Annotated in this window: 15 protein-coding genes and 2 pseudogenes; 6 read left to right on the top strand and 11 right to left on the bottom strand. The window is 70.6% G+C overall.

Annotated features, from left to right (window positions below):
• The 6 genes and pseudogenes from BLT82_RS04325 to BLT82_RS37745 all read right to left on the bottom strand — a co-directional run.
• Nucleotides 1-1,605 carry a carboxyl transferase domain-containing protein gene (locus BLT82_RS04325; protein WP_093652452.1) on the bottom strand — a complete coding sequence of 535 codons (1,605 nt, stop codon included), beginning with the start codon at nt 1,603-1,605 and terminating at the stop codon, nt 1-3.
• Complete coding sequence (locus BLT82_RS04320; RefSeq protein ID WP_208867691.1) at nt 1,602-2,861, bottom strand: MFS transporter; 1,260 nt, start codon at nt 2,859-2,861, stop codon at nt 1,602-1,604. Before BLT82_RS04320 ends, BLT82_RS04325 begins: the two co-directional genes overlap by 4 nt.
• Nucleotides 2,854-4,065: an 8-amino-7-oxononanoate synthase family protein gene (locus BLT82_RS04315; RefSeq protein WP_093652451.1), complete on the bottom strand. Its 1,212-nt coding sequence runs from the start codon at nt 4,063-4,065 to the stop codon at nt 2,854-2,856. Before BLT82_RS04315 ends, BLT82_RS04320 begins: the two co-directional genes overlap by 8 nt.
• 43 nt (nt 4,066-4,108) lie before the next feature.
• Entirely contained in the window at nt 4,109-5,047 is a 939-nt protein-coding gene (locus BLT82_RS04310) for a 3-hydroxybutyryl-CoA dehydrogenase (protein ID WP_093652450.1), read from the bottom strand.
• 198 nt (nt 5,048-5,245) lie between these two features.
• Nucleotides 5,246-6,079, bottom strand: a complete 834-nt coding sequence (locus BLT82_RS04305) for a helix-turn-helix transcriptional regulator (RefSeq protein ID WP_093652449.1) — start codon at nt 6,077-6,079, stop codon at nt 5,246-5,248.
• 37 nt (nt 6,080-6,116) lie between these two features.
• A pseudogene (locus BLT82_RS37745) lies at nt 6,117-6,643 on the bottom strand (hypothetical protein); the annotation flags it as partial.
• Between the two features lie 243 nt (nt 6,644-6,886).
• Between BLT82_RS37745 and BLT82_RS04300 the strand changes: the two are divergent.
• On the top strand, nt 6,887-7,420 hold the full coding sequence (locus BLT82_RS04300) for an SMI1/KNR4 family protein (RefSeq protein ID WP_093652448.1): 534 nt from the start codon (nt 6,887-6,889) through the stop codon (nt 7,418-7,420).
• Between the two features lie 49 nt (nt 7,421-7,469).
• Here BLT82_RS04300 and BLT82_RS37740 read toward each other — a convergent pair.
• Together BLT82_RS37740 and ychF are read right to left on the bottom strand one after the other, a co-directional pair.
• Nucleotides 7,470-7,648: pseudogene (locus BLT82_RS37740) on the bottom strand (relaxase/mobilization nuclease domain-containing protein); the annotation flags it as partial.
• The gene (ychF, locus tag BLT82_RS04295; protein ID WP_093652447.1) at nt 7,649-8,737 is read right to left on the bottom strand and encodes a redox-regulated ATPase YchF; all 1,089 of its coding nucleotides are present in this window, start codon (nt 8,735-8,737) and stop codon (nt 7,649-7,651) included.
• A 182-nt stretch (nt 8,738-8,919) separates the two neighbouring features.
• Between ychF and BLT82_RS04290 the strand changes: the two genes are divergently transcribed.
• On the top strand, nt 8,920-9,573 hold the full coding sequence (locus BLT82_RS04290) for a DUF6542 domain-containing protein (protein ID WP_244291828.1): 654 nt from the start codon (nt 8,920-8,922) through the stop codon (nt 9,571-9,573).
• A 107-nt stretch (nt 9,574-9,680) separates the two neighbouring features.
• Here BLT82_RS04290 and ppgK read toward each other — a convergent pair whose 3' ends face one another.
• Both ppgK and BLT82_RS04280 read right to left on the bottom strand, forming a co-directional pair.
• Nucleotides 9,681-10,424 (bottom strand): polyphosphate--glucose phosphotransferase, encoded by a 744-nt coding sequence (gene ppgK, locus BLT82_RS04285; RefSeq protein ID WP_093652446.1) that lies wholly within the window; start codon nt 10,422-10,424, stop codon nt 9,681-9,683.
• A gap of 121 nt (nt 10,425-10,545) precedes the next feature.
• Nucleotides 10,546-11,526, bottom strand: coding sequence for a 4-hydroxy-3-methylbut-2-enyl diphosphate reductase (locus BLT82_RS04280; RefSeq protein ID WP_093652445.1), 981 nt, complete (start codon nt 11,524-11,526; stop codon nt 10,546-10,548).
• A 126-nt stretch (nt 11,527-11,652) separates the two neighbouring features.
• Between BLT82_RS04280 and BLT82_RS04275 the strand changes: the two genes are divergently transcribed.
• The 4 genes from BLT82_RS04275 to BLT82_RS04260 all read left to right on the top strand — a co-directional run bounded on the left by BLT82_RS04275 (nt 11,653) and on the right by BLT82_RS04260 (nt 15,641).
• Nucleotides 11,653-13,038 carry an APC family permease gene (locus BLT82_RS04275; RefSeq protein ID WP_093652444.1) on the top strand — a complete coding sequence of 462 codons (1,386 nt, stop codon included), beginning with the start codon at nt 11,653-11,655 and terminating at the stop codon, nt 13,036-13,038.
• 190 nt (nt 13,039-13,228) lie between these two features.
• The gene (gene xseA / locus BLT82_RS04270) at nt 13,229-14,440 is read left to right on the top strand and encodes an exodeoxyribonuclease VII large subunit (RefSeq protein WP_208867690.1); all 1,212 of its coding nucleotides are present in this window, start codon (nt 13,229-13,231) and stop codon (nt 14,438-14,440) included.
• Between the two features lie 98 nt (nt 14,441-14,538).
• Nucleotides 14,539-14,826, top strand: a complete 288-nt coding sequence (locus BLT82_RS04265; protein WP_244291827.1) for an exodeoxyribonuclease VII small subunit — start codon at nt 14,539-14,541, stop codon at nt 14,824-14,826.
• Nucleotides 14,827-15,050: 224 nt separating this feature from the next.
• Nucleotides 15,051-15,641 carry a malonic semialdehyde reductase gene (locus BLT82_RS04260; protein WP_093652442.1) on the top strand — a complete coding sequence of 197 codons (591 nt, stop codon included), beginning with the start codon at nt 15,051-15,053 and terminating at the stop codon, nt 15,639-15,641.
• Between the two features lie 250 nt (nt 15,642-15,891).
• Here BLT82_RS04260 and BLT82_RS04255 read toward each other — a convergent pair whose 3' ends face one another.
• On the bottom strand, nt 15,892-16,446 hold the full coding sequence (locus tag BLT82_RS04255) for a DUF4245 domain-containing protein (protein WP_093652441.1): 555 nt from the start codon (nt 16,444-16,446) through the stop codon (nt 15,892-15,894).
• Nucleotides 16,447-16,547: the final 101 nt, after the last annotated feature.

The following is a 16,547-nucleotide window of genomic DNA, read 5'->3' as shown; positions in this document are numbered from 1 at the left end:
TCACATCCTGAACACGCCGAAGCGTGTCTCCTGCTGGGGGGCGTCCGCGGCGGTCGCCAGACAGAGCGTCAGCCATTCACGGGTGTCGGTCGGGTCCACCACGGCGTCCACCCACAGCCTGGCGGCGTAGTACAGCGGATGGGACTGCCGCTCGTACGTCTCGATGATGGGGCGCTTGATCGACTCCTCCTCCTCGGCGGAGAGGGTCTTCCCTTCCTTGGCGAGCTGGTCGCCGCGGATCAGCGCCATCACCGTCGCCGTCTGCTCCGCGCCCACGGCGGTGGACTTGGCGTTCGGCCACATGGCCATCAGCCGCGGGCCCATGGACCTGCCGCACATGGCGAAGTTGCCCGCACCGAAGCTTCCGCCGACCACCAGGCTGAACTTGGGCACCTTGGCGCACGAGACGGCGTTGACGAGCTTCGCGCCGTGCTTGGCGATTCCGTCGGCCTCGTACTCGGCGCCGACCATGAAGCCGTTGATGTTGTGCAGGAAGAGCAGCGGGATGTCGCGCTGGGCGCACAACTCGATGAAGTTCGCGCCCTTCTGCGCGCTCTCCGGGAACAGCACCCCGTCGTTGATCACCACACCGACCGGATAGCCGCCGACATGTCCCGTGCCGCACACGAGGGTGGGGCCGTACCGGGCGCGGTACTCGGCGAACTCGCTGCCGTCGAGCAGCCGCGCCAGGATCTCGCGGGCCGCGATGGGCTCGCGGAGGTCGGCGCTCAGGATGCCGGGCAGCTCGGCCGGGTCGTACAGCGGCGGTCTGGGGCTCCGCGGCGGTGCCGAAACCGTGCCGGGGCCGGTGCGGCGGACGATGTCCCGTACCAGTTCCAGGGCGTGTTCGTCGTTCTCGGCCAGGTGGTCGGCGACACCCGTGACCCGGGTGTGCAGATCCGCCCCGCCGAGGGTCTCTGCGTCGACCACCTCGCCCGTGGCCGCACGGACCAGTTGGGGACCGCCGAGGAAGATCGTGCCGTTGCCCCGGACGATGACCGCCTCGTCGCACATCGCGGGGATGTAGGCGCCTCCCGCGGTGCACGAGCCCATGACGGCCGCGATCTGGGGCAGCCCGAGCGCCGAGAGTTCGGCGATGTTCCGGAAGATGCGCCCGAGGTGGTACTCGTCGGGGAACAGGTCCTCCTGCAAGGGGAGGTAGATGCCGCCCGAATCGACCAGGTAGACGCACGGCAGGCCGTTCTCGCGGGCGATCTTCTGGGCGCGCAGGTGCTTCTGCACGGTGAGCGGGAAGTACGTTCCCCCCTTCACGGTCGCGTCATTGGCGAAGACCATGACGGGCCGGCCGCCGACGACACCGATTCCGGTGATCAAGGCGGCCGAGGGAACGGGCTCGTCGTACACGTCGTGGCCGGCCAGCTGCCCGATCTCCATGAACGGGGTGCCGGGGTCGAGCAGCTCGACGACGCGTCGGCGCGCCGTGAGTTTGCCGCGTTCGGCGTGGCGGCGATGGGCTCGGGCGTCCCCGCCGGCGATGGCGGCGGCCCGGGCTTCGGCGATGATCTGCCGCTTGCCCTCGAAGGCTTCGGCATTGCGCTGGAACACCTCGGACGAGGTGTCGATACGGGAGCGAAGTGTCGTCATCGGTTTCCGGTCGGATTGGAGGCGTCACGGCGTACGAGGGCGTAGGCCAGCGCGCTGAGCGCGGCGGCGACGCCCGCCCAGACGAGGTTGGTGTGCAGGAGGACGGCGAAGGTCGCCACGACGCCTGCGATCGACTGGGCGAGGAACCCGCACAGCGCGACGGCGTAGGCACCGTGGTCCTTCACGGCGCTCACCGCGACGGCCATGCTGCTGGGGAAGAGCGCCGCCTGCCCGAAGGTGACGGCGCAGTACAGGGCGGTGAACACCACGAGCGCGGCCGTGAGCGGGACGCCCGGCAGCAGCCACAGGACGATCAGCAGCAGACCGGAGCCCGTCATGATCAGGGCGCCGATCCGCATCAGCCGGCTCGACCCGGCGGAGGCGACCAGCCGGTTCACCATGACCGCGCCCGCGAAGTAGGCCAGCCCGAAGAGCAGCCCCACATTGCCGTAGGCGTCCACGCTCAGGTCGAAGTGGTGCTGGAAGACGAAGGGTGCGACCTCCTGGAGGAGGACGATCGTGGCGAAGCCGAGCCCGCCGGCGACGGTGGGCTTCAGGAACGCCGGCACCGTCAGGATGCGCAGGTAGATCCGGACCATGCCGGTCTGTTCGGCGCGGCCCTGCCCGGGGTGCAGGGGCAGTGTCGCCGCACCGAGCGCGCCGACGGTCCCCACCATGGCCAGGACGACGAATCCGGCCTGCCAGTGGGCGTAGGTCCCGATGAGACCGCCCAGGAACTGCCCGCCGCCGAGGGCGGTGACGAAGGCGATCGACAGCACCGACAGGCGACGGGCGAGCGCGTCGCCACCGCCGAGGTCCCGTACGAAGATGCGCGCGATGATGGCCGCGCCTCCGGCGCCGATGCCCTGTACGGAGCGCAGCACGAGCAGCCCCCACGCGGACGTGTTGAGCGCCAGCAGTGCACTGGAGGCGACGAACAGCACGAGTGCGGCGAGCACCGAGGCACGCCGCCCGTACCGGTCCGCCGCACGCCCCCACAGCACGACGGGCGCGGCCGCGCCGATGACGAAGAGGGACACCGACAGCGCGGCGAAGCTGCGGGACACGCCGAGGTCGTGCTGGACCGCGGGGAGGGAGGGCAGGTAGACGGTCGTGGCCATCTGCGCGGTGAACACGAGCAGACAGCCGACGAGCATGGTGCGGCGCTCCGGCTTTCGGCGCTCCGGCTCGGATGCGGGCACGTCGGGCTGCGCCGCGGCCGTCCGGGACGTACCCCTGGACCGGGCCTCAGACATGCCGGTCCCTCAGTTCCTTGAGCTGCCTGCAGAAGTCCTCGATCTCGGCGGCGCTCATGTTCGCGCGGAGCATCAGCCTCAGGCCGGCCTTTCCGCGGGCGATGACGGGGAAGAAGATGGGCGAGGCGTAGTAGCCCCGCTCCAGGAGCGCCTGCGCCAGACGGACGGTCGCGTCCTCGGAGCCGATGTCCACGAAGCGGATGGGCAGTCCGTCGCCGCTCAGCCCGGTCGGGAGCAGGCTGTCGAACAGGTCGATGTTCCGCTGGAGCCGGCGCTGGAGCAACGGGAGTTCGTCCGAGCGGTGCAGTTCGGCCGAGGCCAGCACGGCACCGAGACCGGCGGTGTTGATCCTCTGCGACCACATCAGCGGGCCGCCGTTGCGCAGGGCGACGTCGCGCCGCGCAGGTGAGCCCTTGCGGCCGAGGAAGATCGCACCGCCCGATGCGCCGAAGCCCTTGTTGAGGGATGTGATGATCAGGGTCCGGTCGTTGATCCCGCCCATGGTCTCCAGGACCGCTCCGCGGCCGCGCTCGCCGACGGTGGAGATGCCGTGGGCCTCGTCGAAGAACAGGAACAGGCCGTGCTTCTCCTGCAGTCGGAGCAGCTCCTCGACGGGCGCCTTCCCACCGGTGCTGTACACGCCGTCGGCGATGTAGGCGACCTGGGGGTGCTGCCTGCAGAGGTCTTCGAGGGCGTCGACGTCGTTGTGCCGGATGGTGGTGAGGGGGGCCTCGTCGGCGACGTTCGGCTTCATCGCGTTGAGGCAGAAGTGCGCGTTCTTGTCGAAGACCATCAACGGCGGCGTGCCGTCGGTGAGGAGTCCGGAGGCGAGCAGGGGCAGGCTCGCCCAGGCCGCCGCGGCGCAGGAGGCCACGGTCACGGCCTCCACGTCGAACAACTCCGACAGGGCGTCCTCGGCATCCCTGAGCGCGGCGAAGCGTATCCGCATCCGGGAGGTCGAGGTGTTGAGCGCTCCTTCCGCCCTCACGGCGTCGATCGCGCCTTGGACGATCTTCGGATGGGTGTCCAGGCCGAGGTACGAGTACGAGGACATGTTGACGAACTCGTGGCCGTCGGCCAGCGACCTGTGCCGTCCCTCGCCCAGACCGGCCGCGACGATGTCGAACATGCCGGCCTCTGTGGTGGTCTCCCAGAAGTCGTGGCTTATCCGCGCCGACTTCTTGATGTTCATGTACGCGTGCATGCGTGTGTTCCTCAAAATCCGTGGGACGGTGGCGCCTCGTGAGCTATGCGTACGCGTAGAATCCGCGGCCGGTCTTTCTGCCGAGAAGGCCGGATTCCACCATGCGCGACAGCAGTGACGGCGGAGCGTAGAGCGGCTCCTTGAATTCCTCGTACAGGGCGTCGGCAGCCGCCGCGACGACGTCGAGACCGATGAGATCGCACAGCCGCAGGGGACCCATGGGATGGGCGCAGCCGCCTTCCATTCCGCGGTCGATGTGCTCGGTCGACGCGTAGCCCGATTCGAGCATGCGGACGGCGGACAGCAGGTACGGGACGAGCAGTGCGTTGACCACGAACCCGCTGCGGTCCCCCGCCGTGATCGGCTCCTTGCCGAGCGTCTCGGCGACGAACGTCTCCGCGCTCCGGAGGACGGCCGGGTCGGTGAGAAGCGTCGGGACCAGTTCCACCAGCGGCAACGAGACGACCGGGTTGAAGAAGTGCATCCCGATCACCCGGCCGGGGTGTGCCGTGGCACGTGCGAGCCGGGTGATGGTGATGGCCGAGGTCGTCGAGGCCAGGATCGCGTCCGGGTCCACGGCCTTGTCGAGCGTGGTGAACAGGTCGAGCTTGAGGTCCTCGTCCTCGGGAACGGCCTCGATCACGAGCCGGCGGTCGCCCAGGTCCGCCAGGTCGGTGGTGACGGAGACCCGGGAGAGCGCGGCGTCCCGGTCCGCCTCGGAGAGCTGGTTCCTGGACACCCGTCGGTCCAGGGACGCCGCGAGGCGCCGGGGCGCGGAGACCAGCGAGGACTCCCGGGACACCGCGAGCCGGACGTCCAGGCCGCGCAGAGCGCACAGTTCGGCGATGCCGCCGCCCATGGTGCCCGAGCCCACCACGCCGACGCGCCGGACGGGTCGGGCGGTGGAGTCCTGCCTTGCGGCGCCCTCCTGCCGGGTGGCATCCCAGTCGCCCCGTCCCAGGATTGCCTTCTCGATGTTCATAAGCGCCTGCAACGCCGGTCTCCGGATTCTCTCTCGAACTGGGCGGCTTGAACCGCCTCGCGAATCGAGAAAACCCGCAAGCCATTTCTTCTGTCAATGCCTGCCGATCGGCAAAGATTTGCCGGTGACACTCGAATCGACACCGGCAATTCTTTGCCGGTCACCGGGTATTGATTCCCGGGTTGCGGTGGCGTGTAATCAGTTGCCGTCGGCCGGGGACGACGGCTCGTCTCCGAGAACGACGAATCGCAGTCCCGGGTGTCCGGCGGGCAGGAGGACCTGCGTCACCACTTCGATGACCGCGGGGGCGACGTGCGGCAGGCGAAGCCGGAAGCGGTGGCCGTCGCGGTTGCCGACGATGCACGTCCGCTCTGTCCAGAGGCGCCGGCAGGCGGGGTCCTGGAGGATCTCGTGCAGCAGCGCCGAGAGGCCCGGATCGTCCGGGCGCTCGGCCATGGCGAAGCGGACCATGGCCAGGTAGATGTACGCGTGACGGGACCAGTCCACCAGTTGCTCACGGGCCTCCGGGCTGGTCAGGGCCCAGCGGATGAGGTTGGCGTCCTGGGCGAGGACCCAGGGGAACCACTCGGCCATGGCGCTGTTGTGCGTGACGATGTCCCAACGGGTGTCGGTCACGTAGGCGGGGCGCGGCATCTGCCGGTCGACCAGCTGCTGGAGGGCGGGCCGGTCGGCCGGGCGGCCGGAGCGGGACGGGGTTGCGTACGGGGTGCCGCCGAAGGCGTGGAAGTGCAGCGCCGCACGTTCGTCCGCGTCGAGGCGCAGGACGTCCGCCAGACGGGACAGTACGCGGGGATCCAGACGCGGGATCGAGCCGCGTTCCAGTTCGCGGTACCACCGCTCGCTCATGCCGAGTTCGGAGGCCACTTCCACTTGGGGCAGGGGGCTGCCCAGGCCGAGTCGCTGCCCGGCACGGGCGCGCCAGCTCCGCAGGAGGACCGCGAGTCCCGCCGTGTCCACCGCGATGGACCCACTGGACGCCTTGGGTTCGGTACCGCGCTCTTCGCCCCACATACAACTTCCCCGTGTCACTGCTCAAAGAAATGCGATGTTACCGCGCCGTACGGCGCTGTCTTCGCAAGTCGGGCCAGACCCGAGCACTCCTCGGGCGCCTCGGCCCGCAGCGCCTCTGGCACCCCAACTCGCCTTCCTTTGGGCGGAATTCGCCGAGCCTCGGAGTCGCCGGATGCGTGACGCCTGCCAGGAAGGCGGCGACGGCCTCGTCAGCACGGGCCCGGGCGGCGCGGCTGTCGCCGAGGTCGGCGTAAGTGAGTGCGTGGACGCGCTTGTACGTTTCGGGGATCCCAGCGGGTGAGGGCGTCTCGGTGCTGCTGCTCGGTGCCGATGTGGTCGGCGAGGTCGGTCAGGGTTCGGGCGGTGTGGCTGGCCACGGTGCCGCTGACGCGGGAGTAACTGGATTGGGGGCCGTCGTCTCGGAGGAGGGCGTCTTCGGCGGCGAGTAGGGCGCGCGGCCGAGGTGTTCTCGTTGACTGCGGCGTAGGCGCGGGCGTAGGTGATGTGGAGGAGGGCCTCGGTCTGGCCGTCGACGTGGCCGAGCCCAGCCCGGAGGGCGCCTTCGACGGATCGACGATCCGGTGACGGTGCCCCTCGGGTGCGTACGGTGCAGCGGATTCCGGACCGGCGCCGCACCTGGGGCAGGTACCTGGAGCCAGGCGGACTCCTCCACCCGTTCAGTCTCTGAACGAGAGGGCAGCGAAGCTGTTCGTGCAGCTGAGTGAGTTGACGGTGCCGAGTCGCTGCGCCGGCTGGGATGGATAGCAGGCGGTGCTGCCAAGCCCAAACGATCGCTACTCTCATCGCATGACCGCGAACGGAGATCGCCAGTTCCCCGCCGCGCTCGCCGCTGCCATGGCGGTCCGGCTCAAATGCATTGGCGAGGACGGTGTCGACTTCGAACCCTACGAGTCCTTCCTGACCGCCGATGAGACCACCGAGTGGTTTCGCGCGTGGACCGGCAACGGCGAGCTGAACGGCGACGACTTCCGCGTATTTGGCCAGGACGGCACCGGCGGGAACGCGGCGTTCTGGCTGGTTCGTCCAGGTCAGGAACTGGTAGAGCAGCCCGTTGTCTTTCTGGGCTCCGAAGGAGAAACAGGCGTCGTCGCTCGCGACCTGGGTGGCTTTCTGTGGCTGCTTGCTGACGGCTTCGGTCCGTGGGAAGCAGCCGCCTCGTACGAGCCCGAGCCCGATTGGGCTCCCCGGGTCAATCGCGACCTGGCGGCCATCGCGGAGCAATTTGCTCCGGACCGCCGCGCGTCGGCAGCGACGATCATCGCGCAGGCCGCACAGGAGTTTCCCGACTTCGACGACACCATCATGAATCTTTGCCGTTGAACCCGACTCGATGCCCCGCCACTACGCATGGCGGGGCATCTGACCGGGGTCAGCGGCGCCGACCGCGTTCTTCGGGCCTCATGAACTGGCGTGGCCGGAGAGTGTGGCGTGGCGGACCGCTGATGTGCCGCTGATGGTGCTTTGCCTGCGAGCCGCTTGCGTCCGCCGGTTCGGCTGAGCGGCGATGCGCCAGTTGAGGACCTCGGCGGGGCGCTCGGCGCTGTCGAGTTAGACGTTGAAGCGGAACTCCACCACGTCCCCGTCCTGCATCACGTAGTCCTTGCCCTCCATGCGCGCCTTGCCCGCCGCGCGGGCGTCGGCGACCGAGCCGGTGTCGACGAGGTCGGCGAAGGAGATGACCTCGGCCTTGATGAAGCCCTTCTGGAAGTCGGTGTGGATCACACCAGCCGCCTCGGGGGCCGTCGCGCCCTTCTTGATCGTCCAGGCGCGGGACTCCTTGGGGCCCGCCGTCAGGTAGGTCTGCAGGCCCAGCGTGTCGAAGCCGACGCGGGCCAGCGTGGCGAGGCCGGGCTCCTCGGCGCCGACGGACTGGAGGAGCTCCATGGCGTCCTCCTCGTCGAGCTCGGCGAGGTCCGCCTCCAGCTTGGCGTTGAGGAAGATCGCCTCGGCCGGGGCGACCAGCGCGCGCTGCTCGTCCTTGAAGGAGTCGTCCGTCAGCTCGTCCTCGTCGACGTTGAAGACGTAGAGGAACGGCTTGGTGGTCAGCAGGTGCAGGTCGTGGAGCAGCTCGGTGTTCTCCGAGCCCTGCACGATGCCCTGGGAGAAGAGGGTGTCGCCCCTCTCGAGGATCTCCTTGGCGGCCTCGACCGCCGCGACCTTCGGCGCCACGTCCTTCTTGATCCGGGACTCCTTCTGGAGTCGCGGCAGGACCTTCTCGATGGTCTGGAGGTCGGCGAGGATCAGCTCGGTGTTGATGGTCTCGATGTCGTCCTTCGGCGAGACCTTGCCGTCGACGTGGACGACGTTCTCGTCCTCGAAGGCACGGATGACCTGGCAGATCGCGTCGGACTCGCGGATGTTCGCCAGGAACTTGTTGCCCAGGCCCTCGCCCTCGCTGGCGCCGCGGACGATGCCGGCGATGTCGACGAAGTCGACCGTCGCGGGCAGGACCCGCTGCGAGCCGAAGATCTCGGCCAGCTTGCCGAGCCGGGCGTCGGGGACGCCGACCACGCCCACGTTGGGCTCGATGGTGGCGAACGGGTAGTTGGCCGCCAGCACGTCGTTCTTGGTCAGGGCGTTGAACAGGGTCGACTTGCCGACATTCGGCAGACCGACGATTCCGATCGTGAGCGACACGTTGGCGACTTCCTGGAGTGAGGACTGGCTGGTGGCCGGGCCCGGGAGTGGGCCGATCCCCCAGTTTACGGGCGGGCCGCCCGAGTACGTCACGCGTGCGACGTCTCGAACTCTTGACCAAGCTCACCCAAAGGGCGTGTCCCGTGACGTACTGATCGCACATCGCGACCTACGTTGGTCACGTGGAGCAGCAAAGGACTGGTACCCCGTCGAGGCGGCCGCGGCCGCAGGCCCCTCTTTCGCAGCAGGCCCCCCTGTCCAAGGGCGCCCTCATCGAGGGCGCCTCGGTGTACCGGGTCACGGCCCGGTCCGGCGGGCCGGGGCAGCCGGACACCCCGCAGCGGCCGGGGAAGCGGCCCGCCCCGCGGCCCGCGCGTCAGGGCCCCCCGGTGGTGGCCGCCCTGCGCAGACTGCCGAACCCACGGCTGACGGGACTGGGCGCCGGACTGTTCGTCTGCACTCTGATGCTGGTGATCGGCTCGCTCGACCAGCTCCTGTTCGACGGCTCCGCCATCGTGTACGGGGTGCTGTTCCTGCCGGTCAGCGCCCTGACCGCGTTCTGGGTGCGGAGCGCCGACCTGGTCACCGCGCCGATCAGCGTGCCGATCGCCTTCGCCGTGGGGCTGCTGCCGATCACGGGCGGTTCGGAGGGGACCGGCGGGTCCGGGGGCATCGGCGTCCAGATCATGGCCGTGGTCACCGCGCTGGCGGTGCAGGCGGGCTGGCTGTACGGGGGCACCCTCGTCGCGGGGCTGATCGCGACCGTGCGGAAGATCCGGCTGATGACGACCCGGCGCCGTACCCGCCGGCCTGCCGCGCCGCCCCGCCGCGCCTGAGCGACCGCCCTCCGCATCCGGGGGAAAGGCGCCCGTCGGTCCCGTGACGGGCGCCTTTCCGTGGTCCGCCGTCGACGCCCGCCGTCATTCCGGCGGGCGGGCAGGGATCAGCGGTGCTCGGCCGCCGCCGTCATCGCCGCTCCGACGATGCCCGCGTTGTTCTGGAGCTGGGCCGGGACGATCTCCGCCCGGATGTGGTGGAGGAGCGGAACGAACTTGTCCGCCTTGCGGCTCACCCCGCCGCCGATGATGAACAGCTCGGGCGAGAAGAGCATCTCGAGGTGGGCCAGGTACTTCTGGACCCGGCGGGCCCAGTGCTCCCAGCTCAGCCCCTCGTCCTCCTTGACCTTCGTCGACGCGCGCTTCTCGGCCTCGTGGTTGTTCAGCTCCAGATGGCCGAGCTCCGTGTTCGGCACGAGCCTGCCGTCCAGGAAGAGCGCGCTGCCGATGCCCGTACCGAAGGTCAGCAGCATCACCGTGCCCTTGCGGCCCTTGCCCGCGCCGAAGGTCATCTCGGCCACTCCGGCCGCGTCCGCGTCGTTGAGCACGGTCACCGGCATGCCGAGCCGTTCACGCAGAAGCTCGGCGGCGTCGACGTCGATCCAGTTCTTGTCGACGTTGGCGGCCGTACGGATGACCGAGCCGGTGACCACTCCGGGGAAGGTGACCCCGACAGGGCCGGACCATCCGAAGTGCCGCACCACCTCGGCGACGCAGTCCGCCACGGGCTCGGGCGCCGCCGGGTGCGGGGTGAGTACTTTGTGGCGGGGCTCGGCGAGGTCGCCGCGGTCCAGGTCCACGGGGGCGCCTTTGATCCCCGATCCGCCGATGTCCACTCCGAAGACGTTCATGGACACAACGTTACGAGGAAGGGCTGACCGTCACTCACCGACAGCAGGACCTTCGCCGGACTTCCCCAGATGCCACCCGGCCCCGCGGAGCGCTCCGGCCTTCGGTCCCCCGCCCGGACGGTCAGTCCTCGACGAGGGACGACGCCTCGGCGCGCAGGTCCCGGCGGAGCTCCTTGGGCAGCGAGAACGTGATCGACTCCTCGGCCGCCTTCACGATCTCGACGTCCTCGAAGCCGCGCTGCGACAGCCACTCCAGGACCTCCTCGACCAGGACCTCCGGCACCGAGGCGCCCGAGGTGACGCCCACGGTCGAGACGCCCTCCAGCCAGGCCTCGTCGATCTCCTTCGCGTAGTCCACGAGGTGCGCGTCGCGGGCGCCGGCGCCCAGGGCCACCTCGACGAGCCGCTTGGAGTTGGAGGAGTTCTGCGAGCCGACGACGATGACCAGGTCCGCCTCGGCCCCCATCTGCTTGACCGCGATCTGGCGGTTCTGCGTGGCGTAGCAGATGTCGTCGCTCGGCGGGGAGACCAGCAGCGGGAACTTGGTCTTCAGCCGGTCGACGGTCTCCATCGTCTCGTCCACGGAGAGCGTGGTCTGCGACAGCCAGACGACCCTGGACGGATCGCGGACCTCGACCTTGTCCACGTCCTGCGGGCCGTCGACCAGGGTGATGTGCTCCGGGGCCTCGCCGGTGGTGCCGATGACCTCCTCGTGGCCCTCGTGACCGATGAGGAGGATGTCGAAGTCGTCCTTCGCGTACCGCACGGCCTCCTTGTGGACCTTCGTCACCAGGGGGCAGGTCGCGTCGATGGTGGCCAGCTTCCGCTCCGCGGCCTCCTCGTGGACGACCGGGGCCACGCCGTGCGCCGAGAACATGACGATGGAGCCCTCGGGCACCTCGTCCGTCGTCTCGACGAAGATCGCGCCCTTCTTCTCGAGGGTCTGCACGACGTACTTGTTGTGGACGATCTCGTGGCGGACGTAGATCGGCGCGCCGTACTGCTCGAGGGCCTTCTCCACGGCGATCACGGCACGGTCCACGCCCGCGCAGTAGCCACGGGGTGCGGCGAGGAGGACGCGGCGGGCGTTCGTTGCAGTCATGTCCCCCATCGTAAGGGCGCGCCGGAGGGCCCAACGATCGCCCACGGGGCTGAGACTGGTGCGCGTTCGCGATCACGCGCCGGTGATCCACGACGCGAGGCGGGACGTACGAGGACGGAGGCTCCCATGACGGGCACCGGCGGCACCGGCTCCGGGAATGCCCCCGGGAACGGCACCGGTCCGCACGCGCGGCTGCGCCGGAGCCTCGGCTTCCGGGACCTGGTCGTCTACGGACTGCTCTTCATCGCCCCCATGGCGCCCGTGGGCGTCTTCGGGACCCTCGACGCCGAGTCGCACGGTGCGGTCGCGCTCGTCTACCTCGTGGCCACCGTCGCCATGGCGTTCACGGCGTACAGCTACGCACAGATGGTGCGGGTGGCGCCGATGGCCGGATCGGTCTTCGCGTACGCGCGCAAGGGGCTCGGCGAGGCGCCGGGCTTCGTCGCCGGCTGGATGGCGATGCTCGACTACCTGCTGATCCCCGCGGTGGCCTACCTCTTCTCGGGGATCGCGATGGAGGCCCTGGTTCCGGCCGTGGACCGGTGGGTGTGGACGGCGCTGGCGGTCGTCGTCACCACGCTGCTGAACCTCTGGGGCGTGCGGGCGGCCGCGCGCGTCGGCCTGGTGGTCCTGGCGATGGAGCTGGTGGTCCTGCTGGTGTTCGTGGTCGCGGCGGCACGGGTGCTGGTGACGGACGGCGCGCGGCGCGGCTGGGCGTCACCGCTGACCGGGGACGGCGACTTCGTGCCGGCGGCGGTGCTCGGGGCGGTGTCGGTCGCGGTGCTGTCCTACCTGGGGTTCGACGCGATCGCCTCGTTCGCCGAGGAGGTCACGGGGGGCTCGCGGCAGGTCGCCGGGGCGGTGCTGTTCTGCCTGGGGCTCGCGGGGACCCTGTTCATGGTCCAGACGTATCTGGTGGCGCTGCTGGAACCCGTCTCCTCGGCGCAGCTCGCGGCGGACCCGCGGGGCCAGGGATCCGCGTTCTACGACGCCGTCGACGCCTCCGTGGGGCAGTGGCTGCACGACCTGGTGGCGGCGAGCAAGGCGATCGGCGCGGCGTTCGCCGCGCTGGCGGGGCAGGCGGCTGCAGGACGGCTGCTGTTCGCCATGGGCCGGGACCGGCGGCTGCCGCGGGCCCTGTCCCGCGCGGACGGGGGCGTGCCGCGCGTGGCACTGCTGGTGTCGGCCGGCGTGACGACCGCAGCGGCGCTCTGGGCGGCGCGGCGTGCCGACGGGCTGGACCTCCTGGTCTCGGTCGTGGACATCGGTGCGCTGACGGCTTTCACCCTGCTGCACGCCAGCGTGGTGGGCTGGTTCGTGGTGCGGCGTGCGGCCGGACCACCGAGCTGGTGGCGGCACGGGCTGATCCCGGCACTCGGGGCGGTGGTGACGGTGGCGGTGATCGTGGCCGCCTCGCCGACCGCCCAGGCGGTCGGCGCGGTGTGGCTGGCGGTGGGGCTGCTGGTGCTGATGGCGCAGCGGGGTCGGCGGGAGGCTCCGCCCTTCGCGTAGGCGCCTGTGCGTGGTGCCCCTCGGCCGTGCGAAGCCCTTCGGCGTCGCAGGCGGCCCTTGGTCCTCGGGCCCTTGGGCCCTGCCGAGCGGACTCCGTCCGGCGGGCGTGAAGCGGTGGTCACCGCCCGGGCACGGAGGCCGCGGTGTCGCCGGACCGGGCGTGTCGGAGGCTGCCGTTACGCTCGCGGTCATGGGTCTCACTACGTCAGCCGAAGCCCCCCTGCCCGTCGGCGAGGTGTCGCGGCTCATCGGGGGGTGGATCGACCGGCTCGGCGCCGTCTGGGTCGAGGGGCAGATCACCCAGTTGTCGCGCCGACCGGGCGCCGGGGTGGTCTTCCTGACGCTGCGCGACCCTGCGTACGACATCTCGGTGAGCGTCACCTGCTACCGACAGGTGTTCGACGCGGTCGCGGACGCCGTCGCCGAGGGCGCGCGAGTGGTCGTGCACGCCAAGCCGGAATGGTACGCCCCGCGCGGGCAGCTCTCGCTCCGGGCCGTCGAGATAAGGCCGGTCGGCATCGGCGAGCTGCTGGCGCGGCTGGAGCGGCTGAAGCGGACGCTGGGCGCCGAGGGGCTCTTCGCGGCGGACCGCAAGAAGCCGCTGCCGTTTCTGCCGCAGCTGATCGGCCTGGTCTGCGGCCGGGCCTCGGCGGCCGAGCGGGACGTGCTGGAGAACGCGCGGCGGCGCTGGCCCGCGGTCCGGTTCGAGGTGCGCAACGTCGCCGTGCAGGGCGTGCGGGCGGTGCCGCAGGTGATCCAGGCGGTGAAGGAGCTGGACGAGCACGCCGGGGTGGACGTGATCATCGTCGCGCGCGGCGGGGGCAGCGTGGAGGACCTGCTGCCGTTCTCCGACGAGCAACTGGTGCGGGCGGTCGCCGACTGCCGTACCCCCCTGGTCTCCGCGATCGGGCACGAGCCGGATTCCCCGCTGCTCGATCTGGTGGCCGATCTGCGGGCCTCGACGCCGACGGACGCCGCGAAGAAGGTCGTCCCCGACGTCGGTGAGGAGCTGGACCGGGTTCAGGGGCTGCGGGACCGTGCGCTGAGGACGGTCCGCGGCCTGCTGGAGCGGGAGGAACGCGGTCTGCAGCACTGTCTGCACCGGCGGGTCATGGAGCATCCCCACCGGATGGTGGAGGATCGCGAGCACGAGACGGACGCCCTGGTCGCCCGCAGCCGCCGGGTTCTGGGGCACCTGCTGGACCGCGCGGACTCCGAGCTGTCGCACACGCTCGCGCGCGTCGTGGCGCTGTCGCCCGCGGCGACGCTTGAACGGGGGTACGCGGTACTTCAGCGCGAGGACGGCACAGTGGTGCGCTCGGCCGGCGAGGTGTCGGCGGACGACGAGTTGCGGGCGCGGGTCGCCGAGGGCGAGTTCCGGGTCCGGGTGGCCGGCGACTGATCGGCGCCGTGGGGCCGGGCAGGACCTCCGGCCCCGGGGGGAAGCGGTCTGCGCGGGCGCGGCCGGACGACAACAGGCGGATGCACAGGGTGGAGCAGATGACGGCGAGAACCGACGAGAGCGCGCTCGGCTACGAGCAGGCACGGGACGAGTTGATCGAGGTCGTACGCCGGCTGGAGGCGGGCGGCACGACGCTGGAGGAGTCCCTGGCGCTGTGGGAGCGCGGCGAGGAGCTGGCGAAGGTGTGCCGCCGCTGGCTCGACGGCGCCCGCGCCCGGCTGGACGCGGCGCTGGCGGAACGGGACGGGCCCGAGGGCCCGGAGGCACCGGGCGGGACCGCGGCGAGTGCGGACGGCCGCCGGGGCCAGGACGACACGGACGGCTGACGCGCGGCGGCGCCCCGGGCGGGACCGCGCTACCGGCCGGCGGACCTCGTCGGCAGGGCGGGCATAACCACGGACCAGATTTAGTTGAACGTTGGGTTATTGAAAGTTGAGTGACTTGCCTCACCCGGGATCCGATTTAGTTGAATTTTCATCTATCTCGATCGTACGGTGAGGACTCGGCTTGACCCACGCAGCTCATCTTGCTCATCCGGAAGGTACGCAGCATGTCCCTCGTTCTTGACCCCGCAGCCCAGGACCTCCTCTTCCGCCAGGCCCGCACCGCCAACACCTTCACCGACGAGCCGGTGACCGAGGAGCAGGTGCAGGCGATCTACGACCTGGTCAAGTACGGCCCCACCGCCTTCAACCAGTCGCCCCTGCGCGTCGTCCTGGTCCGCTCCGCCGAGGCCCGTGAGCGCCTGGTGAAGCACATGTCCGAGGGCAACCAGCCCAAGACCGCCACCGCTCCGCTGGTCGCGATCCTGGCCGCCGACAACGAGTTCCACGAGGAGCTGCCGGAGCTGTTCCCGCACTTCCCGCAGGCGAAGGACGCGTTCTTCGCGGAGCGCCCGGTCCGTGAGCGGTCCGCGGTGCTGAACGCCGCGCTGCAGGCCGCGTACTTCATCGTCGGCATCCGCGCCGCCGGTCTGGCCGCCGGCCCGATGACGGGCCTGGACTTCGCCGGCGTGCAGAAGGAGTTCCTGGACGACGACCACACCCCGCTGATGGTCGTCAACATCGGCAAGCCGGGCGAGAACGCCTGGTTCCCGCGTTCGCCGCGGCTGGCGTTCGACGAGGTCGTCACGACCGTCTGACCGGCGCTGCCGGGGCCGCACGAGGCCGCCGCACCGAACGGTGCGGCGGCCTCGTCGCGTGCAGGCGGCAGCCTCCTCGCGCGGGATGCGGGATGCGGGACGCCGCCGGGGCGGCCCGGCCGGGGCGACCGTCCCGGCCGCGCGGGTCCCGCGGACGGCCGGGGGCCGTGGACCCGCCCGCCGCGCCGGGGCGCACGCGGGCGCACCGGGGCACGCGGGCGCACGATCCCGCCGGCCGCTGACGCCTGGGTCAGGAGGCGGACGGAACCGGTGACGGCGAGGCGCCGGACTCCGACTCGAGCGCCGCGGCCATCTGCGCGAGCCGCTCGTACGAGGCCGTGCCCGTCACCACCGTCGTCGAGCCCTTGCCGGTGCGGACCAGCGCGTCGTACTTCGGGCCCTCCCAGCGCTGCCAGGTCTCCCCGCCCACCTGCTGGGTGCGCTCGGTCAGGGCCGCCTGCTGGGTGACCCTCGGGACGTACTTCCGCGGCGGCTCCGTCGACTGCTCGACCGCCACGTACTGCCCGTCGGGGTCCAGGAAGCCGATGTGCCAGGCGTGGCCCTCGTCGCGCCGGAAGGTCACCGAGGTGGGCTTCCAGCCCGCGGGCAGCCCTGCCGGGGCCGCCACCGGGTAGGGTGCCGCCCGGCGTGCGGTCGTGAGCTCCACGCTGTAGTCGACGGTCCGGGTCGGGTCCAGGGAGTCGTCGTGCGGAATGAAGAAGTAGATAACGCCTGCGAATGCGCAGATGACCGCCATCGACTGGATCATTCCGCGCACTGTCTGGTTGCCTCGCTTGCCTGCCACCGCACTATCGTCGCATCAAGGTTGTTTGCTCAAACGTGGGCCCCTCTGCTCATTTTGTCGACGTACCGATAGAGTCACAGCACCCTCTTCATCCGGCCGTC

The sequence above is a fragment of the Streptomyces wuyuanensis genome (assembly GCF_900103455.1).
GTDB lineage: Bacteria > Actinomycetota > Actinomycetes > Streptomycetales > Streptomycetaceae > Streptomyces > Streptomyces wuyuanensis.
The sequence above is the reverse complement of the archived record's forward strand: the minus strand, read 5'-3'. Positions and strand labels throughout refer to the sequence as shown.